This is a genomic window from Streptomyces sp. CAU 1734 (assembly GCF_039888735.1).
Classification (GTDB): Bacteria; Actinomycetota; Actinomycetes; order Streptomycetales; family Streptomycetaceae; genus Streptomyces.
In genome coordinates this window covers 112,716-138,912 of record NZ_JBDQQP010000020.1, presented here as the reverse complement: position 1 = coordinate 138,912, position 26,197 = coordinate 112,716, and the positions used below count along the sequence as shown (strand labels likewise).

At 68.1% G+C, this 26,197-nt stretch carries 26 protein-coding genes and 1 tRNA gene; 9 read left to right on the top strand and 18 right to left on the bottom strand.

The window, feature by feature from the left end; translation table 11 throughout:
- Nucleotides 1–53: 53 nt before the first annotated feature.
- A complete protein-coding gene (locus tag AAFN69_RS30790; protein ID WP_347732163.1) occupies nucleotides 54–362 on the bottom strand; it encodes a DUF6412 domain-containing protein in 309 nt (102 codons plus the stop codon).
- Nucleotides 363–537: 175 nt separating this feature from the next.
- Between AAFN69_RS30790 and AAFN69_RS30785 the strand changes: the two genes are divergently transcribed.
- Nucleotides 538–1,554 carry an SEC-C domain-containing protein gene (locus AAFN69_RS30785; RefSeq protein ID WP_347732162.1) on the top strand — a complete coding sequence of 339 codons (1,017 nt, stop codon included), beginning with the start codon at nucleotides 538–540 and terminating at the stop codon, nucleotides 1,552–1,554.
- Nucleotides 1,555–1,905: 351 nt separating this feature from the next.
- On the top strand, nucleotides 1,906–5,049 hold the full coding sequence (locus AAFN69_RS30780) for a DUF3427 domain-containing protein (protein WP_347732161.1): 3,144 nt from the start codon (nucleotides 1,906–1,908) through the stop codon (nucleotides 5,047–5,049).
- Nucleotides 5,050–5,086: 37 nt separating this feature from the next.
- Here the strand turns inward: AAFN69_RS30780 and AAFN69_RS30775 are convergent, their stop codons facing one another.
- Nucleotides 5,087–5,749 (bottom strand): ATP-binding protein, encoded by a 663-nt coding sequence (locus tag AAFN69_RS30775; RefSeq protein WP_347732179.1) that lies wholly within the window; start codon nucleotides 5,747–5,749, stop codon nucleotides 5,087–5,089.
- Between the two features lie 207 nt (nucleotides 5,750–5,956).
- On the opposite strand from AAFN69_RS30775, the gene AAFN69_RS30770 reads away from it, so the two are divergent.
- On the top strand, nucleotides 5,957–6,802 hold the full coding sequence (locus AAFN69_RS30770; RefSeq protein ID WP_347732160.1) for a helix-turn-helix transcriptional regulator: 846 nt from the start codon (nucleotides 5,957–5,959) through the stop codon (nucleotides 6,800–6,802).
- Complete coding sequence (locus tag AAFN69_RS30765) at nucleotides 6,802–6,996, top strand: DUF397 domain-containing protein (RefSeq protein ID WP_347732159.1); 195 nt, start codon at nucleotides 6,802–6,804, stop codon at nucleotides 6,994–6,996. The genes AAFN69_RS30770 and AAFN69_RS30765 overlap by 1 nt, the downstream gene beginning before the upstream one ends.
- 261 nt (nucleotides 6,997–7,257) lie before the next feature.
- Here the strand turns inward: AAFN69_RS30765 and AAFN69_RS30760 are convergent, their stop codons facing one another.
- The 6 genes from AAFN69_RS30760 to AAFN69_RS30735 form a co-directional block, all read right to left on the bottom strand.
- Nucleotides 7,258–8,148: a GNAT family N-acetyltransferase gene (locus tag AAFN69_RS30760; protein WP_347732158.1), complete on the bottom strand. Its 891-nt coding sequence runs from the start codon at nucleotides 8,146–8,148 to the stop codon at nucleotides 7,258–7,260.
- Between the two features lie 77 nt (nucleotides 8,149–8,225).
- A complete protein-coding gene (locus tag AAFN69_RS30755) occupies nucleotides 8,226–9,554 on the bottom strand; it encodes a DUF445 domain-containing protein (RefSeq protein ID WP_347732157.1) in 1,329 nt (442 codons plus the stop codon).
- 214 nt (nucleotides 9,555–9,768) lie between these two features.
- Nucleotides 9,769–10,437, bottom strand: coding sequence for a DUF1707 domain-containing protein (locus tag AAFN69_RS30750; RefSeq protein ID WP_347732156.1), 669 nt, complete (start codon nucleotides 10,435–10,437; stop codon nucleotides 9,769–9,771).
- 46 nt (nucleotides 10,438–10,483) lie between these two features.
- The gene (locus AAFN69_RS30745; protein WP_347732155.1) at nucleotides 10,484–11,446 is read right to left on the bottom strand and encodes an ATP-binding cassette domain-containing protein; all 963 of its coding nucleotides are present in this window, start codon (nucleotides 11,444–11,446) and stop codon (nucleotides 10,484–10,486) included.
- 33 nt (nucleotides 11,447–11,479) lie between these two features.
- Nucleotides 11,480–12,376, bottom strand: coding sequence for an ABC transporter permease (locus tag AAFN69_RS30740; protein WP_347732154.1), 897 nt, complete (start codon nucleotides 12,374–12,376; stop codon nucleotides 11,480–11,482).
- Nucleotides 12,369–13,169: an ABC-2 family transporter protein gene (locus AAFN69_RS30735; protein WP_347732153.1), complete on the bottom strand. Its 801-nt coding sequence runs from the start codon at nucleotides 13,167–13,169 to the stop codon at nucleotides 12,369–12,371. Before AAFN69_RS30735 ends, AAFN69_RS30740 begins: the two co-directional genes overlap by 8 nt.
- Nucleotides 13,170–13,292: 123 nt before the next feature.
- On the opposite strand from AAFN69_RS30735, the gene AAFN69_RS30730 reads away from it, so the two are divergent.
- Nucleotides 13,293–15,842 (top strand): transglycosylase domain-containing protein, encoded by a 2,550-nt coding sequence (locus AAFN69_RS30730; protein ID WP_347732152.1) that lies wholly within the window; start codon nucleotides 13,293–13,295, stop codon nucleotides 15,840–15,842.
- 21 nt (nucleotides 15,843–15,863) lie between these two features.
- On the opposite strand, the gene AAFN69_RS30725 is transcribed toward AAFN69_RS30730, so the two are convergent.
- A complete protein-coding gene (locus AAFN69_RS30725) occupies nucleotides 15,864–16,220 on the bottom strand; it encodes a co-chaperone GroES (RefSeq protein WP_347732151.1) in 357 nt (118 codons plus the stop codon).
- A gap of 116 nt (nucleotides 16,221–16,336) precedes the next feature.
- A complete protein-coding gene (locus AAFN69_RS30720) occupies nucleotides 16,337–16,663 on the bottom strand; it encodes a DUF3618 domain-containing protein (protein ID WP_347732150.1) in 327 nt (108 codons plus the stop codon).
- A 147-nt stretch (nucleotides 16,664–16,810) separates the two neighbouring features.
- On the opposite strand from AAFN69_RS30720, the gene bcp reads away from it, so the two are divergent.
- Nucleotides 16,811–17,278 carry a thioredoxin-dependent thiol peroxidase gene (gene bcp / locus AAFN69_RS30715; RefSeq protein ID WP_347732149.1) on the top strand — a complete coding sequence of 156 codons (468 nt, stop codon included), beginning with the start codon at nucleotides 16,811–16,813 and terminating at the stop codon, nucleotides 17,276–17,278.
- A gap of 132 nt (nucleotides 17,279–17,410) precedes the next feature.
- Nucleotides 17,411–17,494: transfer RNA gene (locus tag AAFN69_RS30710), tRNA-Leu, on the top strand.
- 132 nt (nucleotides 17,495–17,626) lie between these two features.
- Here the strand turns inward: AAFN69_RS30710 and rdgB are convergent.
- From rdgB to AAFN69_RS30690, 4 genes are all read right to left on the bottom strand, one after another.
- Complete coding sequence (gene rdgB, locus AAFN69_RS30705; protein WP_347732148.1) at nucleotides 17,627–18,229, bottom strand: RdgB/HAM1 family non-canonical purine NTP pyrophosphatase; 603 nt, start codon at nucleotides 18,227–18,229, stop codon at nucleotides 17,627–17,629.
- Nucleotides 18,230–18,317: 88 nt separating this feature from the next.
- A complete protein-coding gene (locus tag AAFN69_RS30700) occupies nucleotides 18,318–18,710 on the bottom strand; it encodes a hypothetical protein (RefSeq protein WP_347732147.1) in 393 nt (130 codons plus the stop codon).
- Between the two features lie 230 nt (nucleotides 18,711–18,940).
- Entirely contained in the window at nucleotides 18,941–19,675 is a 735-nt protein-coding gene (gene rph / locus AAFN69_RS30695; RefSeq protein WP_347732146.1) for a ribonuclease PH, read from the bottom strand.
- A 108-nt stretch (nucleotides 19,676–19,783) separates the two neighbouring features.
- The gene (locus AAFN69_RS30690; protein ID WP_347732145.1) at nucleotides 19,784–20,017 is read right to left on the bottom strand and encodes a PTS glucose/sucrose transporter subunit IIB; all 234 of its coding nucleotides are present in this window, start codon (nucleotides 20,015–20,017) and stop codon (nucleotides 19,784–19,786) included.
- A gap of 252 nt (nucleotides 20,018–20,269) precedes the next feature.
- Between AAFN69_RS30690 and AAFN69_RS30685 the strand changes: the two genes are divergently transcribed.
- Together AAFN69_RS30685 and AAFN69_RS30680 are read left to right on the top strand one after the other, a co-directional pair.
- Nucleotides 20,270–21,565 (top strand): PTS transporter subunit EIIC, encoded by a 1,296-nt coding sequence (locus AAFN69_RS30685; RefSeq protein WP_347732144.1) that lies wholly within the window; start codon nucleotides 20,270–20,272, stop codon nucleotides 21,563–21,565.
- Between the two features lie 552 nt (nucleotides 21,566–22,117).
- Nucleotides 22,118–23,383: a PTS transporter subunit EIIC gene (locus tag AAFN69_RS30680; protein ID WP_347732143.1), complete on the top strand. Its 1,266-nt coding sequence runs from the start codon at nucleotides 22,118–22,120 to the stop codon at nucleotides 23,381–23,383.
- A 101-nt stretch (nucleotides 23,384–23,484) separates the two neighbouring features.
- Here AAFN69_RS30680 and AAFN69_RS30675 read toward each other — a convergent pair whose 3' ends face one another.
- The 4 genes from AAFN69_RS30675 to AAFN69_RS30660 all read right to left on the bottom strand — a co-directional run bounded on the left by AAFN69_RS30675 (nucleotide 23,485) and on the right by AAFN69_RS30660 (nucleotide 26,194).
- The gene (locus tag AAFN69_RS30675) at nucleotides 23,485–24,237 is read right to left on the bottom strand and encodes an MBL fold metallo-hydrolase (RefSeq protein WP_347732142.1); all 753 of its coding nucleotides are present in this window, start codon (nucleotides 24,235–24,237) and stop codon (nucleotides 23,485–23,487) included.
- 481 nt (nucleotides 24,238–24,718) lie between these two features.
- Nucleotides 24,719–25,669, bottom strand: a complete 951-nt coding sequence (locus AAFN69_RS30670) for a cysteine synthase (RefSeq protein WP_347732141.1) — start codon at nucleotides 25,667–25,669, stop codon at nucleotides 24,719–24,721.
- On the bottom strand, nucleotides 25,669–25,947 hold the full coding sequence (locus AAFN69_RS30665) for a MoaD/ThiS family protein (protein ID WP_347732140.1): 279 nt from the start codon (nucleotides 25,945–25,947) through the stop codon (nucleotides 25,669–25,671). The genes AAFN69_RS30670 and AAFN69_RS30665 overlap by 1 nt, the downstream gene beginning before the upstream one ends.
- A 142-nt stretch (nucleotides 25,948–26,089) precedes the next feature.
- Nucleotides 26,090–26,194 (bottom strand): putative leader peptide, encoded by a 105-nt coding sequence (locus tag AAFN69_RS30660; protein ID WP_347732139.1) that lies wholly within the window; start codon nucleotides 26,192–26,194, stop codon nucleotides 26,090–26,092.
- Nucleotides 26,195–26,197 lie beyond the last annotated feature (3 nt).

Sequence of the window (26,197 nt, the reverse complement as noted above, 5' to 3'; positions counted from 1 at the left end):
GATGTCGGCATGACGACCCGCGAGGGGTACGGCGTGAGTGTGTTCCGGTACCCCTAAGCGGCCGTCGGAAGGACGGCGCCGGGCGCCCTGGGCCGGGTGCGGCCGCGGGCGTCGGGATCGCGCTGGGGCAGGAAGGCGGTGCGTTTCTCGCGGTCGCGGATGGCGGTGCGGACCCGGGTGCGCGGTACGGCGGGGGCACAGCGCGCGCTGATGACGGCGCAGACGACGAGCGCGGAACCGGCGGCGGCGGTGGCCGCGGCGGCGAGCGCGACGGCGGCGGTGAGGCTGTTGCCGTCGAGGAGCAGCAGCTCGAACACGATCAGCAGGGCGAGGGCGGCGGGCCGCAGCGACCGGAGCTCCATGCGTCCCCCCTCACCGTCCACTGACAACGAACCTGCTCACTTTTATAGCAGGAGTGTGCGACATCCCCCCGGGGAGCACGCTCCCGCCCCGGAGGCGGGCCGCCGGATCCCCGCGTTCCAAGGAAGCTCACCGGCCCATCCCGGCAGGTGGGGTGACGGCAGTACGGTGTCCACCATGCGCCCCGACACGCCTGCCGACCACATCGCCGAAGCCGAGCGTTTGCTGCGTACCGCCGCCCAGTACCCCGAGGACAACGAGCCGCTGCTGTTGCAGTCCGCGGCCCACCTCGAACTGGCCGGCGACCGCGAACGCGCCTCCACGCTCTACGACCGTCTGCTGGCGTCGGACCCGGAGCATCCGCTGCTGGTGAAGGCGTTCCAGGCGGCGAATCTGTGGGAGTACGGCCATGAGGCGGAGGCCCGCGCGCTGATCAACGGCATCCGCGCGGCGGCCCCGGCGGATCCGGCGCCGTGGGAGATCATCGCGGAGACGCTGGAGTCGCACGACGAGCTGGAGGCGTCCCACGACTGCTTCACCACCGCGCTCAACCTGCTGCTGCCCTCCGGCGACGACGAGATCACCTACGAGATCCAGTCCCTCCTCACCGGCCGCCACCGCCTCCGCCGTCTGCTGGGCCGCCCGCACGACAACTGGGACGCCCTCGCGGACAAGGGCCACACCGCGCGCTCGCCGATCTCCCTGGACGAACTCCACGACCCGAACCGCCTGTGGGCCCTGGGCTCCGACAACCCGGCCGAACTCCGCGCCGAGATCGCCCGCCTCCGCTCCGAACTGGGCTCCTACCGCTCAGCCCTCTCCCGCCCCTTCCCGGTGGCGGTCCTCCACTGGCCCGAGCCCGAACTGACCGAGCTGCTGGCCGCCTACCCCGAGCTGGAGTCGGAGTACCCGACCCACGCGGCCCATCTGACCGACCTGGAGGCGTCCCTGCGCGATCTGTCCTCCACCGGCACCGGGAATCTGGGCGTCGTCACGGCGACGGTCCCCTCGTACGAGGCCTTCGCCGCCTCCGAGCAGTCCTCCCCCGCCAACGCCGACCTCCTCCCCCAGTACGCCACCACCCTGGCGGCCCGCGGCCGCGCCACCACCTGGCCCCCGGCCCGGGGCGCGGCGTGCTGGTGCGGGTCGGGGGCGGTGTACCGGGACTGCCACGGGGGCCCGATCCCGGGATGAGCGCCGCGATTCCCCCGATGATCCCGTCCTCGGCCGGGGTCTCCGAGCGCATGCGACGTCAGTCGTCGCAGGACACCAAGTGCGAGATGGACGTCCGCAGACTCCTCCACGCGGGCGGCCTGCGCTATCGGGTCCACGTACCCGTGCCGGGAATGCCGCGAGCGCATGTGTCCCTGCACGCAATGTCTGAGGCGACAGCAACGGCGCGCAGGCCGACGCAAGCTACTTGAGCCTCGGCCTGCGTACCGGGACTGTCACGGATTCGCTCAACTCTGAGGACCGCGTGGTAGGACAGATCTCAAGCCTCGGCGGCTCACCCTGCGGCTGAGGTGCATCAAAGGGGGAACCACAGTGACGGACGTTGCGGATTCGAACTCACCAGTGGCTGGACTCTACGAGCAACTCATCACCTTGCGCGTAGAGAACCAGTTGAAGAGTCTCAGTTCGGATGGAATCTTGCACGCCATCGATGGAGAGGTGGGGTCTGACTCGTCCGCACAGATCCTCGCTCGCCATGTCGCCAACACGGCAAGGCAAGTCCTGGAGGCGCTTCCTCCTGAGGAACGCGTTCAAGCAGCCAACCACATGCTGAACTCTATGAGTTCGCTACCCAACGCCGAAGAATTGATAGATCTGGTCGCCGAAGGCCCCAGACAGCTACTTGCAGTGGCAGAGCAGCAAGCCGAGGGAGTTTATGCGATTCGTCCAGTAACACCCCTTTCCGATACAGGACTTATCACCAACGCACCCGAAGATCCCAGCCTCGGTTTCGAACTGAGGGCGGAGCTGGAAACCACCGACCGGGTCGACCTACTCTGCGCCTTCGTAAAATGGCACGGCCTCCGGGTAATCGAGAAATCCTTGGAAGTCGCCCATGACCGCCAAGTGCCCATTCGCGTAATCACCACAACATATATCGGCGCCACCGAGCGCAGAGCATTGGACAGATTGGTTCAAAGGTTCAATGCCCAAGTGAAAATCAACTACGAAATCCGATCTACTCGCCTCCACGCCAAAGCATGGCTCTTTCGCCGGAATAGCGGATACGACACCGCTTACATCGGAAGTTCCAATCTCTCCAGGTCTGCCCTCCTAGATGGCTTGGAATGGAACGTTCGACTTTCATCAGTTGCCACACCTGCCATACTGAAGAAATTTGAAACCACTTTCGACTCTTATTGGCGAGATCCAGCTTTTGAGTCTTACGACCCGATTCGAGATGCCGCCCGCCTGGACCGTGCACTGCAAATTTCCGGGAATGGCGCAAGCAACACCGAAGGAGATCGCATCGCTTTGTCTGGACTGGACGTCCACCCCTACCCTTTCCAGCGCGATATGCTCGAAAGGCTTGAAGTAGAACGCACGGTTCACGACCGCCACAGAAACCTCCTAGTTGCCGCAACGGGTACCGGCAAGACAGTAATGGCTGCGCTTGACTTCAAGCAGCTAAAAAAGCGACATGGAAGAAACCTCCGACTCCTCTTCATCGCCCATCGGCAGGAGATTCTTCAGCAGTCGATGCGCAAGTACCGAGACATTTTGGGGGACGTACAATTCGGCGAGGAATTCTATAGCGGAAAGCGCCCCGAAGAATGGAAAAATGTTTTCGCAAGCATTCAGTCGCTCAAGGAAGGCGAACTGGAGAAACTCTCTCCAGACCAGTTTGATGTCATCGTCATCGACGAGTTCCACCACAGCGTTTCACCAACATATCGAAGAGTAATTGACTACTTCACCCCCATGGAGCTCCTCGGCCTGACGGCAACACCGGAGCGAATGGATGGAAAAAATGTTCAAGACGAATTCTTCGAAGGCCGCATTGCAGCAGAAATGCGCTTGTGGGAAGCCCTGAACAATGAGCTCTTGAGCCCATTTCATTATTTCGGGATCTCTGACGGAACTGACCTTAAATCCGTCACCTGGAAAAGAGGCGCCTATGATGCATCAGAGTTGAGTGACGCACTGACAGGAAACATCGATCGCGCTCAACACGTGGTCGATGCAGTACAAGAAAAGGTAAGCGCACCAACTGCCATGCGCGCCTTGGGGTTCTGCGTTTCAGTAGCACATGCCGAGTTCATGGCAGATTTCTTCCGAAGTAAAGGCTTCAAAGCCGTCGCACTTTCCGGAGAGACTAAACAGCATACACGGGAAGCAGCACTCGATAGCCTTAAATCCGGCGAGATTCAAGTTGTATTCTCGGTCGACCTGTTCAACGAGGGTCTCGACGTTCCTGATGTCGATACTCTTCTTCTACTGCGCCCAACGTCCAGTGCCACAGTTTTTCTTCAGCAGATCGGGCGAGGGCTGCGACGAAGTGAGACAAAGGCAGTACTGACGATTCTGGATTTCATCGGGCAGCACCGTAAAGAATTTAGATTTGAAGAGCAATTTCGTGTGCTCACTAACCTCAGCCGCGGACGCCTCCTTGCCAACATGGAACGAGATTTCCCATCCCTTCCGCAAGGCTGCCATATCATCCTTGAGAAAAAAGCCAAGGAAGCGATCATTGAGAACATTCGCAGCCAAATAAGAGTTGATGTCAGGCACCTTACGGAAGAGGTCAAGCGGTACGGAAGCATCAATCTCGCCGGCTATTTGAAAGAAAGTGGGCGTGAACTAAAAGAGCTCTACCGCGGAAGTGAAAATTCTTGGACTCGCCTGCTAAGAAGAGCCAGACTCTTGCCACAGAAAGCCCCGGAAGGAGAATGGGAACTCCTCAAGCGGATGACCTCCTTCCTGTATGTGGATGACCCCGCTCGGGCAAAAGCTTACGCAAGCTTCCTCTCAGACGAAGGCCTGAACTACACCACTCTCAGTGAACAAAGCCAGGCGTACGCGCGAATGCTCTACTTCACTTTGTGGCCGAAAGGCAAATTCGCGACATACCAGGAAGGCTTGGATTACCTTCTTCCTCAGAAGGCATTTCGAGATGAAGCCCGTGCAGTATTGGCGCGCACTCTGGAAAAAGCCGACCACTTGCCTATCTCTCTCACGGGAGAACTTTCAGATCTGCCACTCACCGTACACGCCTCGTACAATCGGGAGGAAATCCTCGCTGCTCTAGGCGAATCTTTCATCGGCGGGTTCATGCCGGACAATTTTCGCGAAGGTGCTCGATGGTGCAAGAGCGCCCGCGTCGATGCTTTGTTCATCACGCTAGAAAAGGAAGAGAAAGACTTCTCTCCCACTACTCGATACAAGGATTACGCGGAGGGCTCGTTCAGATTCCATTGGGAATCACAGCGTCAGACTTCGAGCACGTCACCCACGGGGCTTCGGTATCAAAACCACAAAGAGGAAGGAACTCATGTCTTCCTCTTTGTGCGTCGCTATAAATCAACGGATATTGGTGGACCTCACCCTTGGATGCTTCTTGGGCCGGCCAAGTACATCGGGCATGAGAGAAGCAAACCGATGGCTATCACATGGGAACTGGTCCACGAAATTCCGGCTGACGTTTGGACATACTCAGCCGCTACAGCCGTGAGCTAGCTTACCGATCAGGACAAGATTGCAGGGCTAATGTCTTTTAGAAGGTAACGGAAGCGAGTTCGGCGTCACAGCGCACTTGAGCCCGGTCCATCACTTCACCAACATTGCAACTATGCGTGCAAAGCCACTGAAGAAGGTCGGACATTACTTCAACTGCTGACTCTTCTATGGCTAGCGCCACGACGGCTTCCTGGGGCGGTGCGCTCACTGGGTGCACCGCCCCATAGAGAGCAAGTAGCGCCTCAGCTCGCGCGACACCAGGGCTGTTGACATGGCCGTCTGGCGAGGTAAGGCCGGTAGTCAACTCGCACCATGTCGTTTTGAAGCCATCATGTAGCGAAACGCCCCATCGACCAGCGGCGATCGCATCCACGAGAGCCATCCCTCGGCCTCCCTCATCAGAGTCTTGCGCCGTTTGCAGAGCCGGCAGGCATCGAGTGTCCGGGTCACGCACCTCAAGGCGGAGATACGTCTCCTGCAATGAGACTGCAAGGATGGCTGGCGTTCCGGGTCCAACATGGTCAATCACATTGGCTACCAGTTCGGAGGCGCAGAGTTGGGCTGCGTCGACAACGACGGGAAGCCCCCACCGCATCAGGTTCAGTCGCAGCAACCGGCGTAGGGCAGCAACTTCGCTGGGCTCCGCGAGGAAGGCCAACTCCCATGCCTTCCTGGGCAACACACTTCGGCAAACGTCCATGCGATTAAGCCTTCCGGCCCTCAGTGACAGCTGCTTCACGCAGTTCCGTGTCCTCCAGAGCGTGACATTGGAACTCTCAAAATGGAACTCTCGTCACCGCTTCGAGGGAGCGCACTGTTGCCACGTGCGCCCCTGGCGCACGCTGCCCTGCATCCTCTACCCGAGTACGTGGCAGGCTCGTCGCGACCAGTTGGGAGACATGGACAGATGGCAGTTGGACCGACCACACGTAGGCGACAGCTGGGTGCCGACCTTCGTAGGTTGCGCGAGCGCAACGAGCTCACCCTTGAGGAAGCCGGAGCCCGCGTCGGAGTATCGAAGGCGACACTCAGCCGCTACGAAACGAAGGAGGGAAGCGTCAAGTGGCCCGTGGTGGAGGCACTCTGCCGTGAGTACGGCGCCACCGAGCAGGAGCGCAAAGCCCTGGTCGAGCTTGCCAAGGATGCGAAAACTCAGGGGTGGTGGAGGTCGCTTGCCGACCCTATCCCGGAGTCGATGAACCTGATGCTGACACTTGAGGATGAGGTCGTTCGTGAGGATCACTACGCTGCCATGTATGTCCCTGGCCTGCTACAAACCCATGGCTATGCGGAAGCTGTGCACCGGGCAAGCGAAATAAGGTGCAGTGATGCAGAGATCGCCCATATGGTCGACATTCGCATGCGGCGTCAAGAGCTTCTGACCCGCCAGCAACCGCCACACATCTGGGCGGTGGTTGACGAGGCTGTAACCAATCGTCTAGTCGGTGGGCGTTCGGTCATGCGGGAGCAGTTGGCGCATCTAGCCTCACTGGCAGACTCACCCAACATCACGATTCAGATCTTGCCGTTCACCAGCGGAGCACACGCGGCGGCAGTGGGTAGCTTTGTGGTCCTGGGTGGTCCGACCCCAGAGCTCGACGTGGTGTATGTGGACATCATCGGCGGTGGCTTGTTCATGGAGAAGCCGCAGGAACTCGAACGCTACCGAGTGGCGTTCGAGTACTTGCGCGCCCAAGCGCTGGACATCGAATCATCGATCGCGCACATCCACCGAGCTTTCAGGGAGCTTTGATGAGTCAATTCGACATCAAGTGGGTCAAGTCCTCATACAGCGGAGGCAGCGGCACTGAATGTGTGGAGGCCGCCAGCATAGGGTTGAGTACCGCAGTTCGGGACAGCAAAAAGCCCCACGGCCCTCACCTCACCCTCGCCGAACCAGCATGGACAGACTTCGTTGCCGCGATCGGCTGCGGCAAGCTGAGCTAGTCAATTGCCCCACACTGGAGGGCGAGAGCCCCGGTGACCGGGGCGCATTCCCGGTCACCGACCGCAGCGGGCGATGAAGCGGCGGTTACCGGGAATGTGGTCGACCGCAATGATCGGAGCAGCTGCCGATCAGATCTCGCTGAGGGCAGAATCGACAATCTCGACCTGAGTCTCCGAGGCGGGTTCCGCGGCCGGACCGCGCTCTCTGTACGCCGCCGGCAGCCATCCCCGTACTCGGCGAGGGCGCACACCCCCGCTCTCTCAGCCGCCTTCCGGGGCGGCGCCCGCTCCCGGGTACTCGAAGGCGTACACCGACCAGTCGGTGAGCACCCGGTAGCCGATGCGCTCGTAGAGGGCGTTGCTCGTCGGGTTGGCCGCGTCCGTGAAGAGGACGGTGTCCGTCGCGCCCGCGCGCAGGGCGGCCGTGGTCACCGCCGCCGTCACCGCGGCGGCGTAACCCCGGCCGCGCAGTGGGGAGGGGGTGTAGACGGGGTCCACCTGGACCATGCCGTCGATCATCGGGTTGGCGCCGGCCATCGAGACGGGGGTGCCGTCCGGGGTTTCCCAGAAGGTGTAGCGCTTGTCGGCGAAGCGCGTGCCGGGCCACGAGGCGGCGTCCATGGAGACGGCTTCGCCGACATCGTCGGCGAAGCCCTGGCACCAGCGGATGACCTGGTCCCGGTCCTGGTCGCCGGCGACGCGGGGGCGGCCCGGCGGGGAGGGGGTTGGTGGGGTGAGGGTGGACAGGCGGCGGAGGCGGAGGCTCTTGGTGAGGGTCGGGGTCGCGCCGGTGTGCCGGTGCCAGGCGGTGGCGAAGGCGGTGGCCGTGGCGTGGTCGGCGCTGACCTGGGGGAGGGAGTGGCCGAGGGCGGCCAGCCGGGCGGCGAGGGTGTCGGCACGGGCGGGGGTGAGCGGGGTGAGGCCCAGGCTGCCGGCGGGGAGGCGGTAGAAAGCGGCCTCGACCGCGCCCGCCCGCTCCAGCCGGCCGAAGACGGTGGCCCCGGGGCCGTATCTGTCCGCCCCGGGGCCGCGCAGCCTCGCGGTCATCGTCAGCGCCATGATGTGCCGTGCGGGGCGCGAGCGCAGAAAGGCGCCTGCCGCGGTGAGGAAGCCGTCGATGTCCTCGGTGAGGTGCCAGCCGTCCGTGTTCATGGTGCATGGTCCCGGACGGGCGCGGGTGCGGGGAAGGCACATCGCCCGGTGATGGGCCGGCGGCCCGCCGGGCTCGCTCAGCCGCCGAGTGCCTGCGCCACCGTGTGGATGAGCAGGCCCGCCAGCGCGCCCACCACCGTGCCGTTGATCCGGATGAACTGGAGGTCCCGGCCGATGTGCGCCTCGATCTTGCGGGAGGTGTGCTCGGCGTCCCAGCTCGCGACGGTGTCCGAGATCAGCGAGGTGATCTCGGCGCGGTAGGTGGTCATCACATAGACCGCCGCGTCCTCCACCCAGCCGTTCACCTTGGACTGGAGCCGGCCGTCGGTCGCCAGCCGGGCGCCCAGGGCCAGCAGTGAGGCGCGGGCCCGCAGCCGCAGCTCGCTGCGGTCGTCCTCGGCCGCCGAGATGATCATGGCGCGGACGGAGGACCAGGCGGAGGCGATCACATCCTGTACCTCCGAACGGGCCAGCAGCTCCGACTTCAGCCGCTCCACACGGGCCCGGGTCTCGGTGTCCGACTGGAGGTCAGAGGCGAAGTCGGTGAGGAAGCGGTCGATCGCCCCGCGCGCCGGGTGCTCCGGCATGTCCCGCATCTCGGTCACGAAGCGCAGCAGCTCCCGGTAGACCCGCTCGCCGACCTTGCGGTCCACGAATCTGGGGGTCCAGCCGGGCGCGCCGCCCTCCACCGCGTCCATCACGGAGACGGAGTGGGTGACCAGCCAGTCATGGGCCCGGGTGCAGATCAGATCCACCGCGCGGTGGTGGGCTCCGTCCGCGACCACCTTCTCCAGGGTCTTGCCGACCCCCGGGGCGATCTCCGCGCTGTCCGCGCGCCGGGTGATGGCCTCGCCGACCACCGCCTGCACATCGGAGTCCCGCAGCACGGTCAGAGCGCCGCGCAGCGCCGTGGAGAGCTCCGAGGTGACCCGGTCCGCGTGGGCGGGCTCGGCCAGCCAGACGCCCAGCCGGCCGCCGATGCCCAGGGCCCGCAGCCGGGCCCGGATCACGTCCTCGGAGAGGAAATTCTCCCCGACGAAGGAGCCGAGGGAGGCACCGAGCTGGTCCTTCTTGTTGGGGATGATCGCCGTGTGGGGGATGGGGACGCCCAGCGGATGGCGGAAGAGCGCGGTGACGGCGAACCAGTCGGCGAGCGCGCCCACCATGCCCGCCTCGGCCGCCGCCGCCACATATCCGGCCCAGGGGCCCGCGCCCGCCTTCTCCGCCCAGGTCGCCAGCGCGAAGATCACCGCGACGAGCACCAGCAGCCCGGCCGCGATCAGCTTCATCTGGCGCACGCCGCGCATCTTCTCCGCGTCCGCCTCGGTGTACGCGAAGGAGGGAAGCCCGCTCCTGCGCCCCCGGGGAGCGGCACCCCCCGGGCCGCCCGGCTCATCCCTTGTCATGCGATTCATCCGCTCCACTCGCCCGCGCGCGTCCTCTGCGCATTGTCCCTGACTCAGGTACTCCCAGAGTGCACCCGTAAGTTCCCGTCCGCCGCCGTCATCAGGGGAAAGTCAGGGATGGGATGGGGGGAGGGGAGGGGAGGGGGGATGCGCCGGACGGGAGCCGGGGAGCGCGGGGACACACCGGGAGGAGGAGAGAAGGGCCCGCCAGGGGTCAGGCCGTCTCGCCGCCCTTGCCCCGCTCCAGCCTCGCCCGCTCCCGCTCCGCCTTCAGCCGCTGCTTCTCCGCCTTGGTGCGCTTGCGCACCACATCCACCCCGGCCATCAGCGCGAAGCCGGTGACCCGCACCCGGGGCGCCGCCGGGTCGGGCTCCTCGTCCTCGCCGCTCTCGTCGAAGCCGCCCATGAAGGCGAAGCCCGTGACCTGGGCATTCAGCTCCGGAGGCAGGATGACCTCGATTCCGCCCATGAGCGCGAAGCAGCGGATCACGACGTCCCCGTCCTCGAACCGGGCCTCGCGCAGATCCAGTTCCCCGCCGCCCATCACCGTGTACGCGCTGAACACCCTCGGCACCGTCCAGGCGCCCCTGCGCCGGAAGCCGCTCCAGAAGGAGAACCCCATCCGCGAGGTCGCCGTACCGCCGATCCGGTCCGCCCAGCGGCCGGACGACAGCGGTGCGGGCGCGGCGGTGCCGCCGCCGGGTGCCGGGAGGTCCCTGACCAGGGGGACCAACTCACCGTGGGTGCGGGCCTGATAGGTGGCGTCCAGCCGCTCCTCGAACTCCTCCATCGTCAGCCTGCCCTCGGCGACCGCGTCCCGCAGCCGCTCGGCAACCCGCTCGCGCTCACTGTCGGAGGCCCGCATCTCAGGGAGTTCGCTCATGTCTCCAGGATAGTCAGCGGGTGCGCGGGTGCCCCGGGCCCGTCCGTCACCCGCCGCCGCGCTCCGCGTACATCTTCGCGATCACCGCCTCGATGTCGGGCTCGCGCACCGAGAGATCCGCCACCGGATAGCGCTCGGCCACCGCCGCCACCAGTGGCGCCGCCGACTGGTTCGCCGGAAAGGCCAGCCATTGGCGCGGTCCCTCCACCTTCACCGTGCGGGCGAGTTCCGTCTCCACCGGCGGGAGTTCCCGCTCCAGGTCGACCACCAGCATCCGCTCGCTGCCGCCCGCCTCGTGCAGGCCCGCGAGCGCCCCGTCGTACATCAGCCGTCCGTGGTCGATGACCATCACCCGGCGGCAGAGCTGTTCGATATCGGTCAGGTCGTGCGTGGTCAGCAGGATCGTGGTGCCCTGTTGGGTGTTGAGGTCCCGCAGGAATCCGCGCACCTTCGCCTTGGAGACCACATCGAGCCCGATCGTCAGCTCGTCCAGATAGAGCACCTCGGGATCGTGCAGCAGCGCCGCCGCGATGTCGCCGCGCATCCGCTGGCCGAGCGAGAGCTGGCGGACGGGTACGTCCAGGAGTTCGCCCAGGTCCAGGAGGTCGACACAGCGGTCCAGATTCTCCCGGAAGCGCCCGTCGGGGATCCGGTACATCCGGTGCATCAGCCGGTAGGAGTCCTTCAGCGGCAGATCCCACCACAGGGTGGTGCGCTGCCCGAACACCACCCCGATCCGCCGGGCCAGCCGGGTGCGCTCGCGCGCCGGGTCGATGCCCGCGACCCGCAACCGGCCCGCGCTCGGGGTGAGGATGCCGGTCAGCATCTTGATCGTGGTGGACTTCCCGGCTCCGTTGGGGCCGATGTAGCCGACCATCTCACCGCGCCGGACCCGGAATCCGATCCCGTCCACCGCCCGCACCCGGTGCTTCTCGCGGCGCAGCAGACCGGCCCGGCGGCGTACGTCGAAGACCTTCTCGACCCCGTCCACCTCGATGATGTCCACCATGTCGTCCTGCTCCTTCCCGGGCGGGCCCGGTCGTCAGTTCCCGGTACTCCGGTAGGAACGCAGTCCCGCCCGCCACGCCAGACCGGCCAGAGCGCAGCACACGGCCGCGACCACCGGTGGCAGGAAGGCGAACCACTGCGGCACGTCGATGGGATAGGGCCGCTCCAGTACGTACAGCACGGGCAGCCAGTTGACAAAGGCCAGCGGTACGGCGAAGGTCACCCCGCGCACCAGTTCTTTGGCGAAGACCGTGGGCGGGTACTGGAGCAGTGTGCTCCCGCCGTAGGTGAAGGAGTTCTGCACCTGCGCCGCGTCCTGCGCCACGATCTGGAACGCGGCGCCCGCCAGGAAGACCGCCGCGAAGATCGCCGAGCCGCAGAGCACCGTCATCGGCACCATGAGGATCTTCACGGCGGTCCACTCGACGTCCGCGGTCGCCAGCCCCCAGCCGAGCACGGCGGCGCCCTGCGCGACCCGGCCGATCCTGCGCAGCGCGAACCGGTCGGCGGCGATCTGGGCGAGGACCGGGACCGGGCGCACGAGCAGGGTGTCCAGGGTGCCGTCGCGGACCCGGCGGCCCACGCGTTCCACCGAGCCCACCGCGAGATCGGTGAGACCGAAGGCGGTGCCGACCGTGCCGTACAGCAGGGCGATCTCGGGGAGCGAGTAGCCGCCGAGGGAGTCCACATGGGAGAACATCAGCAGGATCGCCAGGAAGTCGAAGGCGCTGGCGACCAGGGCGGCGAGGGTGGTCAGCACGAAGGACGCGCGGTAGGTCATGGTGGAGCGGATCCACATCGCCACGATGAGGCCGTAGGCGCGCACCCCGCTCGTCAGGTTCCCGGCGGCGGGGCGCGGCAGGGCCGGGCCGTACGGAGCGGTCTTCCTCTCCTCGTACAGCGCGCCGCCGAGCTGTTCGGTCTCAGCCACCCTGGACCACCACCCTCCGTGTCGCGACCGTCTGGAGCATCCGTCCCGCGCAGAGCAGCACCGCGGCCCAGCCGGCCTGGAAGGCGTACGCCCGCGCCAGGCCCCAGCCGGTGACCTCGCCGAGCAGTACATCGGCCGGCACCTGGAGCAGGGACGACCAGGGCAGCATCCGGGCCACCTCGCCCAGCGCCCCGGGAAAGACATTGAGCGGCAGCAGCATCCCGGAGAAGAACAGCGCCGCCAGCCAGCTGATCTGGAGCACCCCCGCGCCGTCCATCAGCCAGAACGCGGAGAGCGCCATCACGAAGCGGACCGCGAAGCTCACCACCACCCCGAGCGCCACGGCGACCAGGAAGGCGAGCCAGGTCAGGACCGAGCCCGGCAGCGCGAGATCGAAGGCGAGCGCGCCGGCGGCCAGCGGGGCGGCCCCGCGCGCCAGGAGATGGAAGGCGGCCCGGCCCAGGTCGGCGGCGAGCCACCACAGCTGGAGGTCGGCGGGCCGGTAGAGGTCGACGGCGATGTCGCCGGTGCGGATGCGCTCCACCAGCTCGTCCTCGAAGCCGCCGCCCATCAGGGCGCAGGTCATCAGGAGCCCCTGGCCGATCCACACATAGGTGACCGCCTGCGAGACGTCGTAGCCGCCCAGTTGGGGCCGTTCGTCCCAGAGCGCGATATAGGTGTACGCCACAATGAAACCGAAGACCGTATTGGTGAACACCCCCGCCGCGGTCGCCAGTCGATAGGTCGCGAAGCGCCGGAATCCCCCGGCCGCCACCAGTCCGTACAGCCGCACGTCCCCGCCCTTCCCCGGCCCGGCACCAAAGCGCACGAGCCTAGTCCGGGCGGTGGGACCCCCGCGAGGTATTTATGGGTGAAGGTACGGGGGATATCGATCTGAAAAGTGCACTATGGGCACATGAGCACGGAGCCGCAGGGGCAGGGCTGGTCCCCCAGGGACGCGACCGCGTCCCGGCCGGGAACGCCGGAAACGGAATCCTTCGGGGACGGCGGATGGGACGGCGGAGGGAACGGCGGAGGGAACGGCCGGGCGAACGGCGGAGGGAACCGCCGGGGAGACAGACGCGGGGACGGCGCGAAAGGCGGCGGGCGGCGCCGGCGGCGGTTCCTGCCCACCTGGCGGACGGTCCTCGGCACCTTCCTGCTCATCGCCCTGCTGCTCATCGGCGGCTTTCTGGCCGGTTACGCCCTGGTGGACATCCCGCCCGCCAATGCGACGGCGACCGCCCAGTCCAATGTCTATCTCTACGAGGACGGCACCCAGATCGCCCGCGACGGCGAGATCAACCGGGAGAACGTCCGGCTCCACCAGGTCCCCCTGACGGTGCAGCGGGCGGTGCTGGCCGCCGAGGACCGCAACTTCTACTCCGAACGGGCGGTGGACCCCAAGGCCATGGTCCGCGCCGCCTGGAACACCCTCACCGGCAAGGGCAAGCAGTCCGGCTCCACCATCACCCAGCAGTACGTCAAGAACTACTACCTCGGCCAGGAGCAGACCATCTCGCGGAAGTGGAAGGAATTCTTCATCTCCGTGAAGCTCAGCCGGGAGCAGAGCAAGAGCGAGATCCTGCAGGGGTACCTCAACACCAGTTACTTCGGCCGGAACGCCTATGGGATCCAGGCGGCGGCGCAGGCGTACTACGCCAAGGACATCGAGGAGATCGACACCGCCGAGGGCGCGTATCTGGCCTCGCTGCTGAACGCGCCGAGCGCGTACGACGTCACCACCCACCCCGAGTACAAGTCCGCGGCGCTCGCCCGCTGGAGCTACACCCTCGGCGGCATGGTGAAGGAGGGCTGGCTGGATCCGGCCGAGCGGGCGGCGATGACCTTCCCGGTGCCGCAGCGGGCCAAGCCCGCCATCGGGCTCTCCGGGCAGCGCGGCTATGTCGTCCAGGCCGTCGAGGAGTATTTGACTGGCCACGACATCATCGATGAGAACACCCTGGCCGCGGGCGGTTTCCGGATCACCACCACCCTGGAGCGGGCGAAGCAGGACGCCTTCGTCCGGGCCGTGCGGGACCAGGTGACCGCGAAATTGAGCGAGGACCGCAGAGCCGACCGGAATGTGCGGGTCGGCGGGGCGTCCATCGACCCGGGCAGCGGGCGGGTGGTGGCGATGTACGGCGGGATCGACTACACCCGGCAGTACGTCAACAACGCGACCCGGCGCGACTACCAGGTCGGCTCCACCTTCAAGCCGTTCGTCTTCACCTCCGCCGTCGAGCACGGCTCACGGACCCGGGACGGCCGGCTGATCACCCCGTACACCCTCTACGACGGCACCGACCGGCGGCCGGTGCGGGGCTGGGGCGGGGCGCCGTACGCTCCCGAGAACGAGGACGGCGTCTCGTACGGGACGATCACCGTCACCGAGGCCACCGACCGTTCGGTGAACTCGGTCTACGCCCAGATGGCGGTGGATGTGGGCCCGGAGCGGGTCCGGCGGACCGCGCTCGCCCTCGGTCTCCCCGCGAGCACTCCGGATCTCACCGCCTCGCCCTCCATCGCGCTCGGTCCCGCCACCGCGAGTGTGCTCGACATGGCCGAGGCGTACGCCACCCTCGCCAACCACGGCAGACACGGCACCTACACCGTGGTCGACCGGGTCACCAAGGACGGGCAGGAGGTGGCGCTGCCGGAGAGGGAGGACCGGCAGGCCGTCAGCCGGGAGGCCGCCGACACCACCACGGCGGTGCTCCAGAGCGTGGTCGAGGGCGGCACCGGCACCGCCGCCCGGTCGGCGGGCCGCCCCGCCGCCGGCAAGACCGGAACCGCCGAGCAGGACAAGGCCGCGTGGTTCGCCGGATACACCCCCGAACTGGCCACCGTGGTGGCGGTGATGGGGCAGGACCCGGACTCGGGGGCGCAGAAGCCGCTGTACGGGGCGATGGGACTGCCCCGGGTCAATGGCGGCGGTGCCCCGGCGCGGGTCTGGGGGCAGTTCACCGGCACGGCGCTGGAGGGCAGCGAGATCGTGGAGTTCGATCTGCGGACGGAGCCGGGCGCGGTGCCCGAGCAGCCGCCGCCGGTCTCGGAGAGCCCGTCCGAGTCGGTGTCCGGTCCGCCGTCGCCGTCGGATTCGCCGAGCCCGCCGCCGGACGGCGGGCCGAGCGAGTCCGGCGGTCCGTCCGACGGCGGCACGGGCGCGGCGGACGGCGGATACCCGGACGAGGGCTATCCGGACGGCAGCTTCCCCGGCGGATTCCCGGACGGTTTTCCCGACGGTTTCCCGGTCGGCGGGCTGACCGCCGGGATCGACGGCGGGACGGGCGCGGGTACGGGGACGGGTCCCGGCGCGGGCACCGGACCGGGCGGTTTCGGCAGCGGACCGGGCGGATCCGGCGGGACGGGTCCGGGGCCGGACGCCCCCGCGGGCGGGCGCCGGACGGACACCGGGATTCCCGAACCGGGGGCCGGGGCGGAACCGCCGGGGGGGCAGGGATGAGGGGAGGTGCCCGCCCGCGTCCTACAGATAGAGGCCGGTGGAATCCTCGGAGCCCTGGAAGCGGTCGGCGGCCACCGCATGCAGATCGCGCTCCCGCATCAGGACGTAGGCGACGCCGCGCACCTCGACCTCGGCACGGTCCTCGGGGTCGTACAGCACCCGGTCCCCCGGCTCCACCGTCCGCACGCTCTGCCCGACGGCGACCACCTCGGCCCAGGAGAGCCGGCGGCCGACGGCGGCCGTGGCGGGGATGACGATGCCGCCGCTGGAACGCCGCTCGCCCTCCGGGATGTCGGTCCGCACCAGTACGCGGTCGTGCAGCATCCGGATGGGCAGCTTGTCGTGCTGGGGGCCGGTCTCACGGCTGTTGGCGCTCACGCGTCGAACTTACCCGCACCACGGCTTTCCGTACGCGATCGGCCTGCATCCGCCGCCCGGGGCCGGCCGGTCCCGCCCGGTCCGGCGGGTGTCCCGCCCGCCCCGGCCGGCGGGTGTCACGCCCCGCGCTGCCTGCGGGAGGACGACATCGCGAGCAGGCCCAGCACCGCGACGGCCACCAGGGCGACCGGGACGACCCGCTCCAGCCTGGGGGCGCCGTCCTCGGAGACGAACCGGGAGCGGACACCGGACGTCGTGCGGTTCACGGCGGCACAGGCCCGGCCCGCCGTGCGGTCCACCGTCTCGGCGACCTTGGCCCGGGCGTCGCCGATGATCGTCTTCGGGTGCACCCGCACCCCGATCTCGTCGAGCGTCTCCGCCAGCTGGTCGCGTCGGCGGACGATGTCCGCCTCGATCTGCGCTGGGGTCCTCGCGTCCGACACCGCGCTGCCTCCATGGTCGTCTCGGGTGGTTCGTCCCGGCCAGTCTGTCAGTTCGTCCGCGTACGCACCCGGCGGCACCCCTACTACGCTCGGCGGCGTACACCCGCACGGCTCGACCGGCCGTGAACCGGCCCGAAGAGGAGAACCATGAGCGCGCGACTCGACACCGGCGACACCGCCCCCGACTTCACCCTGCCCGACGCGGACGGCAACGATGTCTCCCTCGCCTCCCACAAGGGCCGCAAGGTCATCGTGTACTTCTACCCGGCCGCGCTCACCCCGGGCTGCACCAAGCAGGCCTGCGACTTCACGGACAATCTGGAGCTGCTGGCGGAGGCGGGGTACGACGTCATCGGGGTCTCGCCGGACAAGCCGGAGAAGCTGGCGAAGTTCCGGGACAAGGAGAGCCTGAAGGTCACGCTGGTCGGCGACCCGTCGAAGGAGACGCTGACGGCGTACGGCGCCTTCGGCGAGAAGAAGCTCTACGGCAAGACGGTCACCGGAGTGATCCGTTCCACCATCGTGGTGGACGAGGAGGGCAAGGTCGAGCGGGCCTTCTACAACGTGAAGGCGACCGGGCATGTCGCCAAGATCATCAAGGATCTGGGCATCTGACGCCCCGCTTCCCCGGGCACACCGGCCTCGCGGGGCCCGGCGCGCCCGGGGGAAGCGGTGATGAACAGCCGGTGTCGGGCACTCCGGCCGGCTTCGGCCGTCCGGAGTGCGGCCACTACGATGGACGCACGCGCGGCCGTGGTGGAATTGGCAGTCACGCTGGGTTTAGGTCCCAGTGGGTTAACACCCGTGAGGGTTCGAGTCCCTCCGGCCGCACTGAACACGCGAAGGGCGCGGCACTCGGTGAGTGCCGCGCCCGTCGGGCATCGCGGGAGTACAACGGGGCGGGCGAGGGATTCCGCGGAGGCCGCGCCCCGGGCCCGCGCTCGGGCCCGCGCTCGCGGAGGGTCAGCCGAGCAGCTCGCGGATGACCGGCACCAGCGCGCGGAATGCCTTCCCCCGGTGGCTGATCGCGTTCTTCTCCGCCGGGCTCAGCTCGGCGGCGGTGCGGGTCTCGCCGTCCGGCTGGAGGACCGGGTCGTAGCCGAAGCCGTGCGAGCCGGCCGGGACATGACGCAGGGTGCCGGTCATCCGGCCCTCCACCACGCGCTCGGTCCCGTCGGGGAGCGCCAGCGCGGCGGCGCAGAAGAAGTGCGCGGCCCGGTGCTCGGGGGCGATGTCGGAGAGCTGGGCGAGCAGCAGCCGCAGATTGGCGGCGTCATCGCCATGGGTGCCGGCCCAGCGGGCGGAGAAGATGCCGGGCGCGCCGCCGAGGACGTCGACACAGAGGCCGGAGTCGTCGGCGATGGCGGGCAGACCGGTGGCCCGGGCGAGGGCATGCGCCTTGAGCAGGGCGTTCTCGGCGAAGGTGACGCCGGTTTCCTTGACGTCGGGGATCTCGGGGTAGGAGTCCGCGCCGACGAGTTCGAACGGCAGATCCGCTGCGGCGAGGATGGCCCGGAGTTCGGTGATCTTGCCGGCGTTGCGGGTGGCGAGGATGAGACGGTTCATGGGCCGATTATCCGGGCGGCGCGTGCCGCGGCCGACCGGGGCCCGGCGGTCGCCCGGGCGGGAGGCCCGCCCGGGCGCGCCGCGGCGATCAGGGGGAGCAGATCTTGCCCATCTCGGCGGCGGCGTCCTTCACCGGCTGGATGTCGGGCGCGGCGCCGCTCTCGATCGACTTGCGGACGCTGTCGACACTAGCGTTGAGGTCCGCGGCGGCCTTGTCCAGGTCGGCGTTGTCGGTCTTGTCGCCGAGCGAGGTGAGCTCCTTGTCTATGGAGTCGAGGGCTTCGAGCGCCTTGGTCGGGTCCTCGGCGGCGGAGCCGGCGGCCTCGCCGAGCTTGGTCACGCTGGTCCCGATGGCTTCGACCGTCTCGACGCAGTCAACCGCCTTGTTGACGGCGTCCTCGACGGTGCTGCAGCCGACGGTGACCGGCACGATCAGAGCGGCGGTGGCGAGTGTGAGTGCGATACGGCGGCGCGCGGCCATGGAACGGTCCCTCCCGGAATGTGGCCGGGCGCACGGTTCGGCCCGTGAGCCCGTGCCACTAACGACGCCCCTGGGGGCGTACTTGGTTGCTTCTTTACTCTGTTTTACCGGCTGAGTCTTTACTCGCCGATTCGATTCTGATCATGGCAGGTGCCGAGTCTGTACCGAAGACGTACCGGGAACGCATCGGATGGACCGGGCCGCCGGCGGGGGGCGGCTCGGACGGTCCCTCAGGACGCGGTGCGGGCGAGGGCCTCGGTCTGGAGCGCCGTCAGATCCGCGCAGCCGCCGGCGGCGAGGTCGAGCAGGGCGTTGAGCTCCGCGCGGTCGAAGGGCTCGGCCTCGGCGGTGCCCTGGACCTCGACGAAGCGGCCGTCGCCGGTGCAGACGACGTTCATGTCGGTGTCGGCGCGCACATCCTCCTCGTACCGGAGGTCGAGGAGCGGGGTGCCGTCCACGATGCCGACGGAGACGGCGGCGACGGTTCCGGTGAGCGGCTCGCGCCCGGCCTTGACCAGCTTCTTGGTCTTGGCCCAGGCGACCGCGTCGGCGAGGGCGACATAGGCGCCGGTGATCGCGGCGGTGCGGGTGCCGCCGTCGGCCTGGAGCACATCGCAGTCGAGGACGACGGTGTTCTCGCCGAGCGCCTTGTAGTCGATGACGGCGCGGAGCGAGCGGCCGATCAGCCGGCTGATCTCATGGGTCCGTCCGCCGATCTTGCCCCGGACGGACTCGCGGTCGCCGCGGGTGTTGGTGGCGCGCGGCAGCATCGAGTACTCGGCGGTGACCCACCCCTCGCCGCTCCCCTTGCGCCAGCGCGGCACGCCCTCGGTGACCGAGGCCGTGCAGAAGACCTTGGTGTCGCCGAAGGAGATGAGGACGGAACCCTCGGCGTGCTTGCTCCATCCGCGCTCGATGGTGACCGGGCGGAGCTGTTCGGCGGTACGGCCGTCGATTCGAGACATGGCCATGAGCCTATCGGCTGTGCGGAAGGGCCCTGTCCGGTGTGCGGAAGGGCCCGTCCGTGCACCGGACAGGGCCCTTCGCGACAGGTCGGCGTCAGTGCCGCCGGCTCACATCATGTCCTCGATGTCGGCGGCGATCGGGTCGGCGTCGGTGCCGATGACGACCTGGATCGCGGTACCCATCTTCACGACGCCGTGCGCGCCCGCGGCCTTGAGCGCGGCCTCGTCCACCAGGTCCGGGTTGGTGACCTCGGTACGGAGACGGGTGATGCAGCCCTCGATCTCCTCGATGTTGTCGATCCCACCGAGCCCGGCGACGATCTTCTCAGCCTTGCTGGCCATGTTCTCTCCCTGTGTGTCCAGGACGCCCACGCGGGGCGCTCAGCGCTGCGTCGGCCCACCCGGGTCCGCTTTGTCACGGTAACGCACGGTTGGCCCATCTTCGCGGGCGAGTAACCGTTCTCTACCGAATGATGAAGATCACCGGTCGTCCGTTCCGGGCCATCACGCCCGGGCGGGGCCCGGAATCGTACCGCAACTGGTCTACACCAGTCTGCGACACCCGCCAAACCTGGCCGCTCCCGGAGGAAGCCGATGAGTTCAGAGAGCGCCGCCGCACGGCAGCCCTCGGTCTGGAACAAACTGTTCCAGGGGCTCCAGAAGATGGGCCGCAGCCTTCAGCTCCCCATCGCAGTCCTGCCCGCGGCCGGCATTCTGAACCGCCTGGGCCAGCCCGATGTCTTCGGCGCGGACGGGCTGGGCTGGAACGATGTCGCGAAGGTGATGGCGGGAGCGGGCGGCGCGCTGCTCGACTCCAACATCGGACTGCCGCTGCTGTTCTGCATCGGTGTCGCCATCGGCATGGCCAAGAAGTCGGACGGCTCCACCGCGCTGGCGGCGGTCGCGGGCTTCCTCGTCTACTACAACGTGCTGCGCCAGTTCCCCGAGACCTGCGCGGAGGGCGCGAAGGCGGCGGCCACCGGGTGCCAGGCACCGGACGGCTCGGTCGCCTCCTTCACGTATCAGAACCCCGGTGTCTTCGGCGGCATCGTGATGGGTCTGCTGGCGGCATACTTCTGGCAGCGCTACCACCGCACCAAGCTGGTCGACTGGCTGGGCTTCTTCAACGGCCGCCGGCTCGTCCCGATCATCATGTCGTTCGTCGCCATCGCGGTGGCCGCGCTGAGCCTGTGGGTCTGGCCGCCGATCGGCGACGGCCTGGAGAGCTTCAGCGACTGGCTGGTCAATCTGGGGGCCTGGGGCTCCGGGATCTTCGGCATCGCCAACCGGGCGCTGCTCGTCATCGGCCTGCACCAGTTCCTCAATGTGCCGATCTGGTTCCAGCTGGGCAGCTACACCAAGCCGGACGGCACGGTGGTGCACGGTGACATCTCGATGTTCCTGGCGGGCGACCCGAACGCGGGGCAGTTCACCACCGGCTTCTTCCCGATCATGATGTTCGCCCTCCCGGCCGCCTGTCTGGCCATGACGCACTGCGCCAAGCCGCACCGGCGCAAGGAGGTCGGCGGCCTGATGCTCTCGGTGGCGCTGACCTCCTTCGTCACCGGGATCACCGAGCCGATCGAGTACTCCTTCCTCTTCGTCGCCCCGGCGCTGTACGCGGTCCACACGGTGCTCACCGGTGTGTCGATGGCGGTGAGCTGGGCGCTGGGCGTCAAGGACGGATTCAGCTTCTCGGCCGGTCTGATCGACTACGTCATCAACTGGAGCCTGGCGACAAAACCGTGGCTGATCATTCCGATCGGGCTCTGTTTCGCGGCCGTCTATTACGCGATCTTCCGATTCGCGATCATTAAATTCAACATCCAGACACCGGGGCGGGAGCCGGACGAGGTCGGCGATCAGCTGGAGCGCGACAACGTGAAGTAGGCCGCCGCCCGGCGAGGGCGGACAGGGCCGGGCGGGTCCGGAGACGGGCCCGCCCGGCCCTGTTCCTGCGTGCCGCACGCCGTATGCCGTAGACGCCGCAGGCCGCCCGGGCCTGTCCGGGGCCGGTCCGGGACACGGTCCGGAACCGGCGCCGGACCGCCCGGGGCGCGGTCCCGGGGCCGGCCCGGGCCCGGCGGCGGCGCGCGGCCGGCACTCGGCCGGCTCTCCTCCGGCACTCGTCCGGCACCGGCCCGGGATATCCCGGCGGCATCCGAATTCAGGGGCGGACCACGCCGTATTCCGATCTCGCCCCCTCTCCGAACGGGTCGAGACTTCCGGCAAATAGTCCCTTATGTCCGATGTCAGGGAAATCCCCAACAGCCGCGATATCGAGACCTATTCGCAGGTTCCTTATCTATCTCCGGCGTGCTACAAAGGTCTACACCACTCAGTGGTTTAGACCACGCGGCTGCCTGCCGCGCTCCCCCTGAGTCGCCGCCTCATCCCCTTTCACTCCCCACGGGCGGCGCCTTGCTCCCCTGGAGGATCCTGATGTCCACGGCAAGCGCCGCACCCGCGGCACCGAAGAAGAAGGGCGCGGGTGCGATGGCTGTCATGCAGCGCATCGGCCGCAGCCTGATGCTGCCGGTGGCCGTGCTGCCCGCCGCAGCCATCCTGGTGCGACTCGGCAACAGCGACATGCTCGGCCGCGAGTCCTTCCCGACGATCATCCAGAAGATCGCCGGCTATATGCACGCGGGCGGCAACACGCTGCTCGACAACATGCCGCTGCTCTTCGCCGTCGGCATCGCGATCGGCTTCGCGAAGAAGTCGGACGGCTCCACCGCGCTCGCCGCCGTCACCGGCTATCTGGTCTTCAAGGCCGTCCTCGGCACCTTCACCGACAAGAACCTGCCCGAGGTCGCCAAGGTCGTCGACGGCAAGATAGTCATGACCGAGGCACCGGTCGACGCCAAGGTGCTCGGCGGTGTGGTGATGGGCATCGTGGTCGCCCTGCTCTACCAGCGCTTCTACCGCACCAAGCTGCCCGACTGGGCCGGCTTCTTCGGCGGGCGCCGTCTCGTCCCGATCCTCTCGGCCTTCGCCGGCCTGCTGATCGGCATCCTCTTCGGCCTCATCTGGCCGGTTCTCGGCTCGGTGCTGCACAACTTCGGCGAGTGGCTGGTCGGCTCCGGCGCCGTCGGCGCGGGCATCTTCGGTCTCGCCAACCGTGCGCTGATCCCCGTCGGCATGCACCACCTGCTGAACTCGTTCCCCTGGCTCCAGGCCGGCTCCTACGAGGGCAAGAGCGGCGACATCGCCCGCTTCCTCGCCGGCGACCCGACCGCCGGACAGTTCATGACCGGCTTCTTCCCGATCATGATGTTCGCCCTCCCGGCCGCCTGTCTCGCCATCGTGCACTGCGCCCGCCCCGAGCGCCGCAAGGTCGTCGCGGGCATGATGCTCTCGCTCGCGCTCACCTCCTTCGTGACCGGTGTCACCGAGCCGATCGAATTCACCTTCATGTTCATCGCGCCGGTGCTGTACGCCGTCCACGCGGTGCTCACCGGTGTGTCCATGGCCCTGACCTGGGGCCTCGGTATGAAGGACGGCTTCGGCTTCTCGGCCGGCGCGATCGACTTCCTGCTGAACCTCGGCATCGCCACCAACCCATGGGGCCTGGCACTGGTCGGCCTCTGTTTCGCGGCGATCTACTACGTGGTCTTCCGCTTCGCGATCACCAAGTTCAATCTGCCGACCCCCGGCCGGGAGTCGGACGAGGAACTGGCGGAGCTGCTCAAGGCCGAGGGCAAGTAGCCGCGCCCCGACCCTGACACACCGGTGCGCCCGGTCCCGTACATCGCGTACGGGGCCGGGCGCACCGGTGTGCCGGGAGCCATGCGCCGGGACCGCGCCCGTCACACCTCGTAGACCGCGCCCGCGGCGGCGAGGTCGACCGGCCCGGGGAAGACCGCGCGGGCGTCCGCGAGATTCCGCTCGCCGTCCGTCCACGGCGGGATATGGGTCAGCACCAGCCGCCCCACCCCGGCGTCCCGCGCCTGAACCCCGGCCTCCCGGCCGTTCAGGTGGAGATCTGGAATGTCCTCTTTGCCATGGGTGAACGATGCCTCGCAGAGAAAGAGATCGGCCCCCTCCGCCAGCTCGTGCAGCGGCTCGCACATCCCCGTGTCACCGGAGTACGCCAGTGTCCGCCCGCCGTGCTCCAGCCGGATCCCGTACGCCTCCACGGGATGGGCGACCCGCTCGGTCCGCACGGCGAACGGCCCGATGTCGAAGGTGCCGGACTTCAGGGTGCGGAAGTCGAAGACCTCGCTCATCGCGGTGGGGGTCGGGACATCCGCGTACGCGGTGATCAGCCGCTGCTCGGTGCCCTCGGGCCCGTGGACGGGTATGGCGTCGCAGCGCCCGCCCTCGTGGCGGTAGTACCGGGCCACGAAGTACGCGCACATGTCGATGCAGTGATCGGCATGCAGATGGCTGAGGAAAACGGCGTCGAGGTCGTAGAGACCGATATGGCGCTGTAGCTCGCCGAGGGCGCCATTGCCCATGTCGAGGAGCAGCCGGAAGCCGTCGGCCTCTACGAGGTAGCTCGAACAGGCCGATTCCGCGGACGGGAACGACCCCGAGCAGCCGACGACGGTGAGCTTCATGGAGCTTGAACCTCCGTTGACGGGGAGGGCTGGGGGTGGGTCTGGGCCATGCGGTCCGTTGAGCGTAAAGCGCAAAAGGAGGGCTCGCGCCTCCGGGGAGGGGGGTTGTGAAGGAACTCACCTGCGCTGTCACTGATTCGGACGGCGCGGGAGGGCCATCTCGGGGGTGGGGCCGCGCTCCGGGGCACCCCTTCCGCCGGATTCCGCCCCGGCTCGGTGCCCCTGTGCGCCCCCCGCGGCGCGCGGGCTCCCGACGGGGCTCCGCCCCGTACCCCGCGCCTCAAACGCCGGCGGGGCTGATTCCGCCGCGCCCGACATCAGCCCCTCCGGCGTTTGAGGCGCGGGGGGGCGGGGTCCGGGGCGGAGCCCCGGTTACGGGAAGGGACGGGGAGGGGAAACGGCCCCGGCGGGGGTCACCCGGAGGCGTCCCCGGGGAGGAGCGGCTCGCCCCCGGGGCCCGGGGCGGAGCCACCCGGAGGGGTCAGGCCCAGAGCTGGCCCTGGAGAGCCTCGATCGCCGCCTCCGTCGTCTCCGCGGTGTACACACCCGTCGACAGATACTTCCAGCCCCCGTCGGCCACGACGAAGACGATGTCCGCGGACTCCCCCGCCTTCACCGCCTTGCGGCCGACCCCGATCGCGGCGTGCAGCGCCGCCCCCGTCGAGACCCCCGCGAAGATCCCCTCCTGCTGGAGGAGTTCCCGTGTACGGGTCACCGCGTCCGCCGAGCCGACCGAGAAGCGCGTGGTGAGGACGGACGCGTCGTACAGCTCCGGCACAAAGCCCTCGTCGAGATTGCGCAGCCCGTACACCAGGTCGTCGTAGCGCGGCTCCGCCGCCACGATGCTGACGCCGGGGACGTGCTCGCGCAGATAGCGGCCGACGCCCATCAGTGTGCCGGTGGTGCCGAGGCCGGCCACGAAGTGGGTGATCGAGGGGAGGTCGGCCAGGATCTCCGGGCCGGTGGTCGCGTAGTGGGCGCCCGCGTTGGCCGGGTTGCCGTACTGGTAGAGCATCACCCAGGACGGGTTCTCGGCGGAGAGCTCCTTCGCCAGGCGGACGGCGGTGTTGGAGCCGCCCGCCGCGGGCGAGGGGATGATCTCGGCGCCCCACATGGCGAGCAGCTGCCGGCGCTCCTCGCTCGTGTTCTCCGGCATCACACAGACGATCCGGTAACCCTTGAGCCGCGCGGCCATCGCCAGCGAGATGCCGGTGTTGCCCGAGGTCGGCTCCAGGATGGTGCATCCCGGGGTGAGCCGGCCCTCCTTCTCGGCCTGCTCGATCATGTGGAGCGCGGGGCGGTCCTTGATCGAGCCGGTGGGGTTGCGGTCCTCCAGCTTGGCCCAGATGCGGACGTCGTCGGAGGGGGAGAGCCGGGGCAGCCGGACCAGCGGGGTGTTGCCGACCGCCGCGAGCGGGGAGTCGTAGCGCATCAGTACATGCCGCCGGCGACGGCGGGAAGGATTGTCACGCTGTCGCCGTCGGAGAGTTCGGTGGCGATGCCGGAGAGGAAGCGGACGTCCTCGTCGTTGAGGTAGACATTGACGAAGCGGCGCAGCTCACCGCCGTCGACAATGCGCTCCCGGATGCCGCTGTGGCGGGTTTCGAGGTCGGCGAAGAGCTCGGCGAGCGTGTCCCCGCTGCCCTCCACGGCCTTGGCGCCGCCGGTGTAGGTGCGGAGGATGGTCGGAATGCGGACCTCGATGGCCATGGCGTGGACTCCAGTCGTGGGAGAGGAACTCGGAGGGGGAATCCCGGAGGCTCGGTGCGTCTCGGGAACTCTTCGGAACTCGCGTGCGGCAGGGGCGCGGCTCGGCCCCCGCGCGGGGTGGTGCGGAGGACGAGCTCCGTGCTCAGGTACACATCGCGCTGGCGAGTCGGCACAGGTCGACATGCAGCCGCGCCACGAGCAGGACGGAACCGCTCGGCGTCTTGTCGCGCATGTCGTGGAGAACCATGCG

What these genes read in the sequence shown, in the direction of transcription:
- AAFN69_RS30755 (WP_347732157.1), bottom strand. Translation starts at nt 9,554, where the DNA reads ATGACAAGGGATGAGCCGGGCGGCCCGGGGGGTGCCGCTCCCCGGGGG.
- AAFN69_RS30750 (WP_347732156.1), bottom strand. Translation starts at nt 10,437, where the DNA reads ATGAGCGAACTCCCTGAGATGCGGGCCTCCGACAGTGAGCGCGAGCGG.
- AAFN69_RS30690 (WP_347732145.1), bottom strand. Translation starts at nt 20,017, where the DNA reads ATGGCCAGCAAGGCTGAGAAGATCGTCGCCGGGCTCGGTGGGATCGAC.
- AAFN69_RS30730 (WP_347732152.1), top strand. Translation starts at nt 13,293, where the DNA reads ATGAGCACGGAGCCGCAGGGGCAGGGCTGGTCCCCCAGGGACGCGACC.
- AAFN69_RS30770 (WP_347732160.1), top strand. Translation starts at nt 5,957, where the DNA reads ATGGCAGTTGGACCGACCACACGTAGGCGACAGCTGGGTGCCGACCTT.
- AAFN69_RS30660 (WP_347732139.1), bottom strand. Translation starts at nt 26,194, where the DNA reads ATGGTTCTCCACGACATGCGCGACAAGACGCCGAGCGGTTCCGTCCTG.
- AAFN69_RS30775 (WP_347732179.1), bottom strand. Translation starts at nt 5,749, where the DNA reads ATGGACGTTTGCCGAAGTGTGTTGCCCAGGAAGGCATGGGAGTTGGCC.
- AAFN69_RS30665 (WP_347732140.1), bottom strand. Translation starts at nt 25,947, where the DNA reads ATGGCCATCGAGGTCCGCATTCCGACCATCCTCCGCACCTACACCGGC.
- AAFN69_RS30785 (WP_347732162.1), top strand. Translation starts at nt 538, where the DNA reads ATGCGCCCCGACACGCCTGCCGACCACATCGCCGAAGCCGAGCGTTTG.
- AAFN69_RS30685 (WP_347732144.1), top strand. Translation starts at nt 20,270, where the DNA reads ATGAGTTCAGAGAGCGCCGCCGCACGGCAGCCCTCGGTCTGGAACAAA.
- AAFN69_RS30680 (WP_347732143.1), top strand. Translation starts at nt 22,118, where the DNA reads ATGTCCACGGCAAGCGCCGCACCCGCGGCACCGAAGAAGAAGGGCGCG.
- AAFN69_RS30675 (WP_347732142.1), bottom strand. Translation starts at nt 24,237, where the DNA reads ATGAAGCTCACCGTCGTCGGCTGCTCGGGGTCGTTCCCGTCCGCGGAA.
- AAFN69_RS30765 (WP_347732159.1), top strand. Translation starts at nt 6,802, where the DNA reads ATGAGTCAATTCGACATCAAGTGGGTCAAGTCCTCATACAGCGGAGGC.
- AAFN69_RS30745 (WP_347732155.1), bottom strand. Translation starts at nt 11,446, where the DNA reads ATGGTGGACATCATCGAGGTGGACGGGGTCGAGAAGGTCTTCGACGTA.
- AAFN69_RS30790 (WP_347732163.1), bottom strand. Translation starts at nt 362, where the DNA reads ATGGAGCTCCGGTCGCTGCGGCCCGCCGCCCTCGCCCTGCTGATCGTG.
- AAFN69_RS30760 (WP_347732158.1), bottom strand. Translation starts at nt 8,148, where the DNA reads ATGAACACGGACGGCTGGCACCTCACCGAGGACATCGACGGCTTCCTC.
- AAFN69_RS30670 (WP_347732141.1), bottom strand. Translation starts at nt 25,669, where the DNA reads ATGCGCTACGACTCCCCGCTCGCGGCGGTCGGCAACACCCCGCTGGTC.
- rdgB (WP_347732148.1), bottom strand. Translation starts at nt 18,229, where the DNA reads ATGAACCGTCTCATCCTCGCCACCCGCAACGCCGGCAAGATCACCGAA.
- bcp (WP_347732149.1), top strand. Translation starts at nt 16,811, where the DNA reads ATGAGCGCGCGACTCGACACCGGCGACACCGCCCCCGACTTCACCCTG.
- AAFN69_RS30700 (WP_347732147.1), bottom strand. Translation starts at nt 18,710, where the DNA reads ATGGCCGCGCGCCGCCGTATCGCACTCACACTCGCCACCGCCGCTCTG.
- rph (WP_347732146.1), bottom strand. Translation starts at nt 19,675, where the DNA reads ATGTCTCGAATCGACGGCCGTACCGCCGAACAGCTCCGCCCGGTCACC.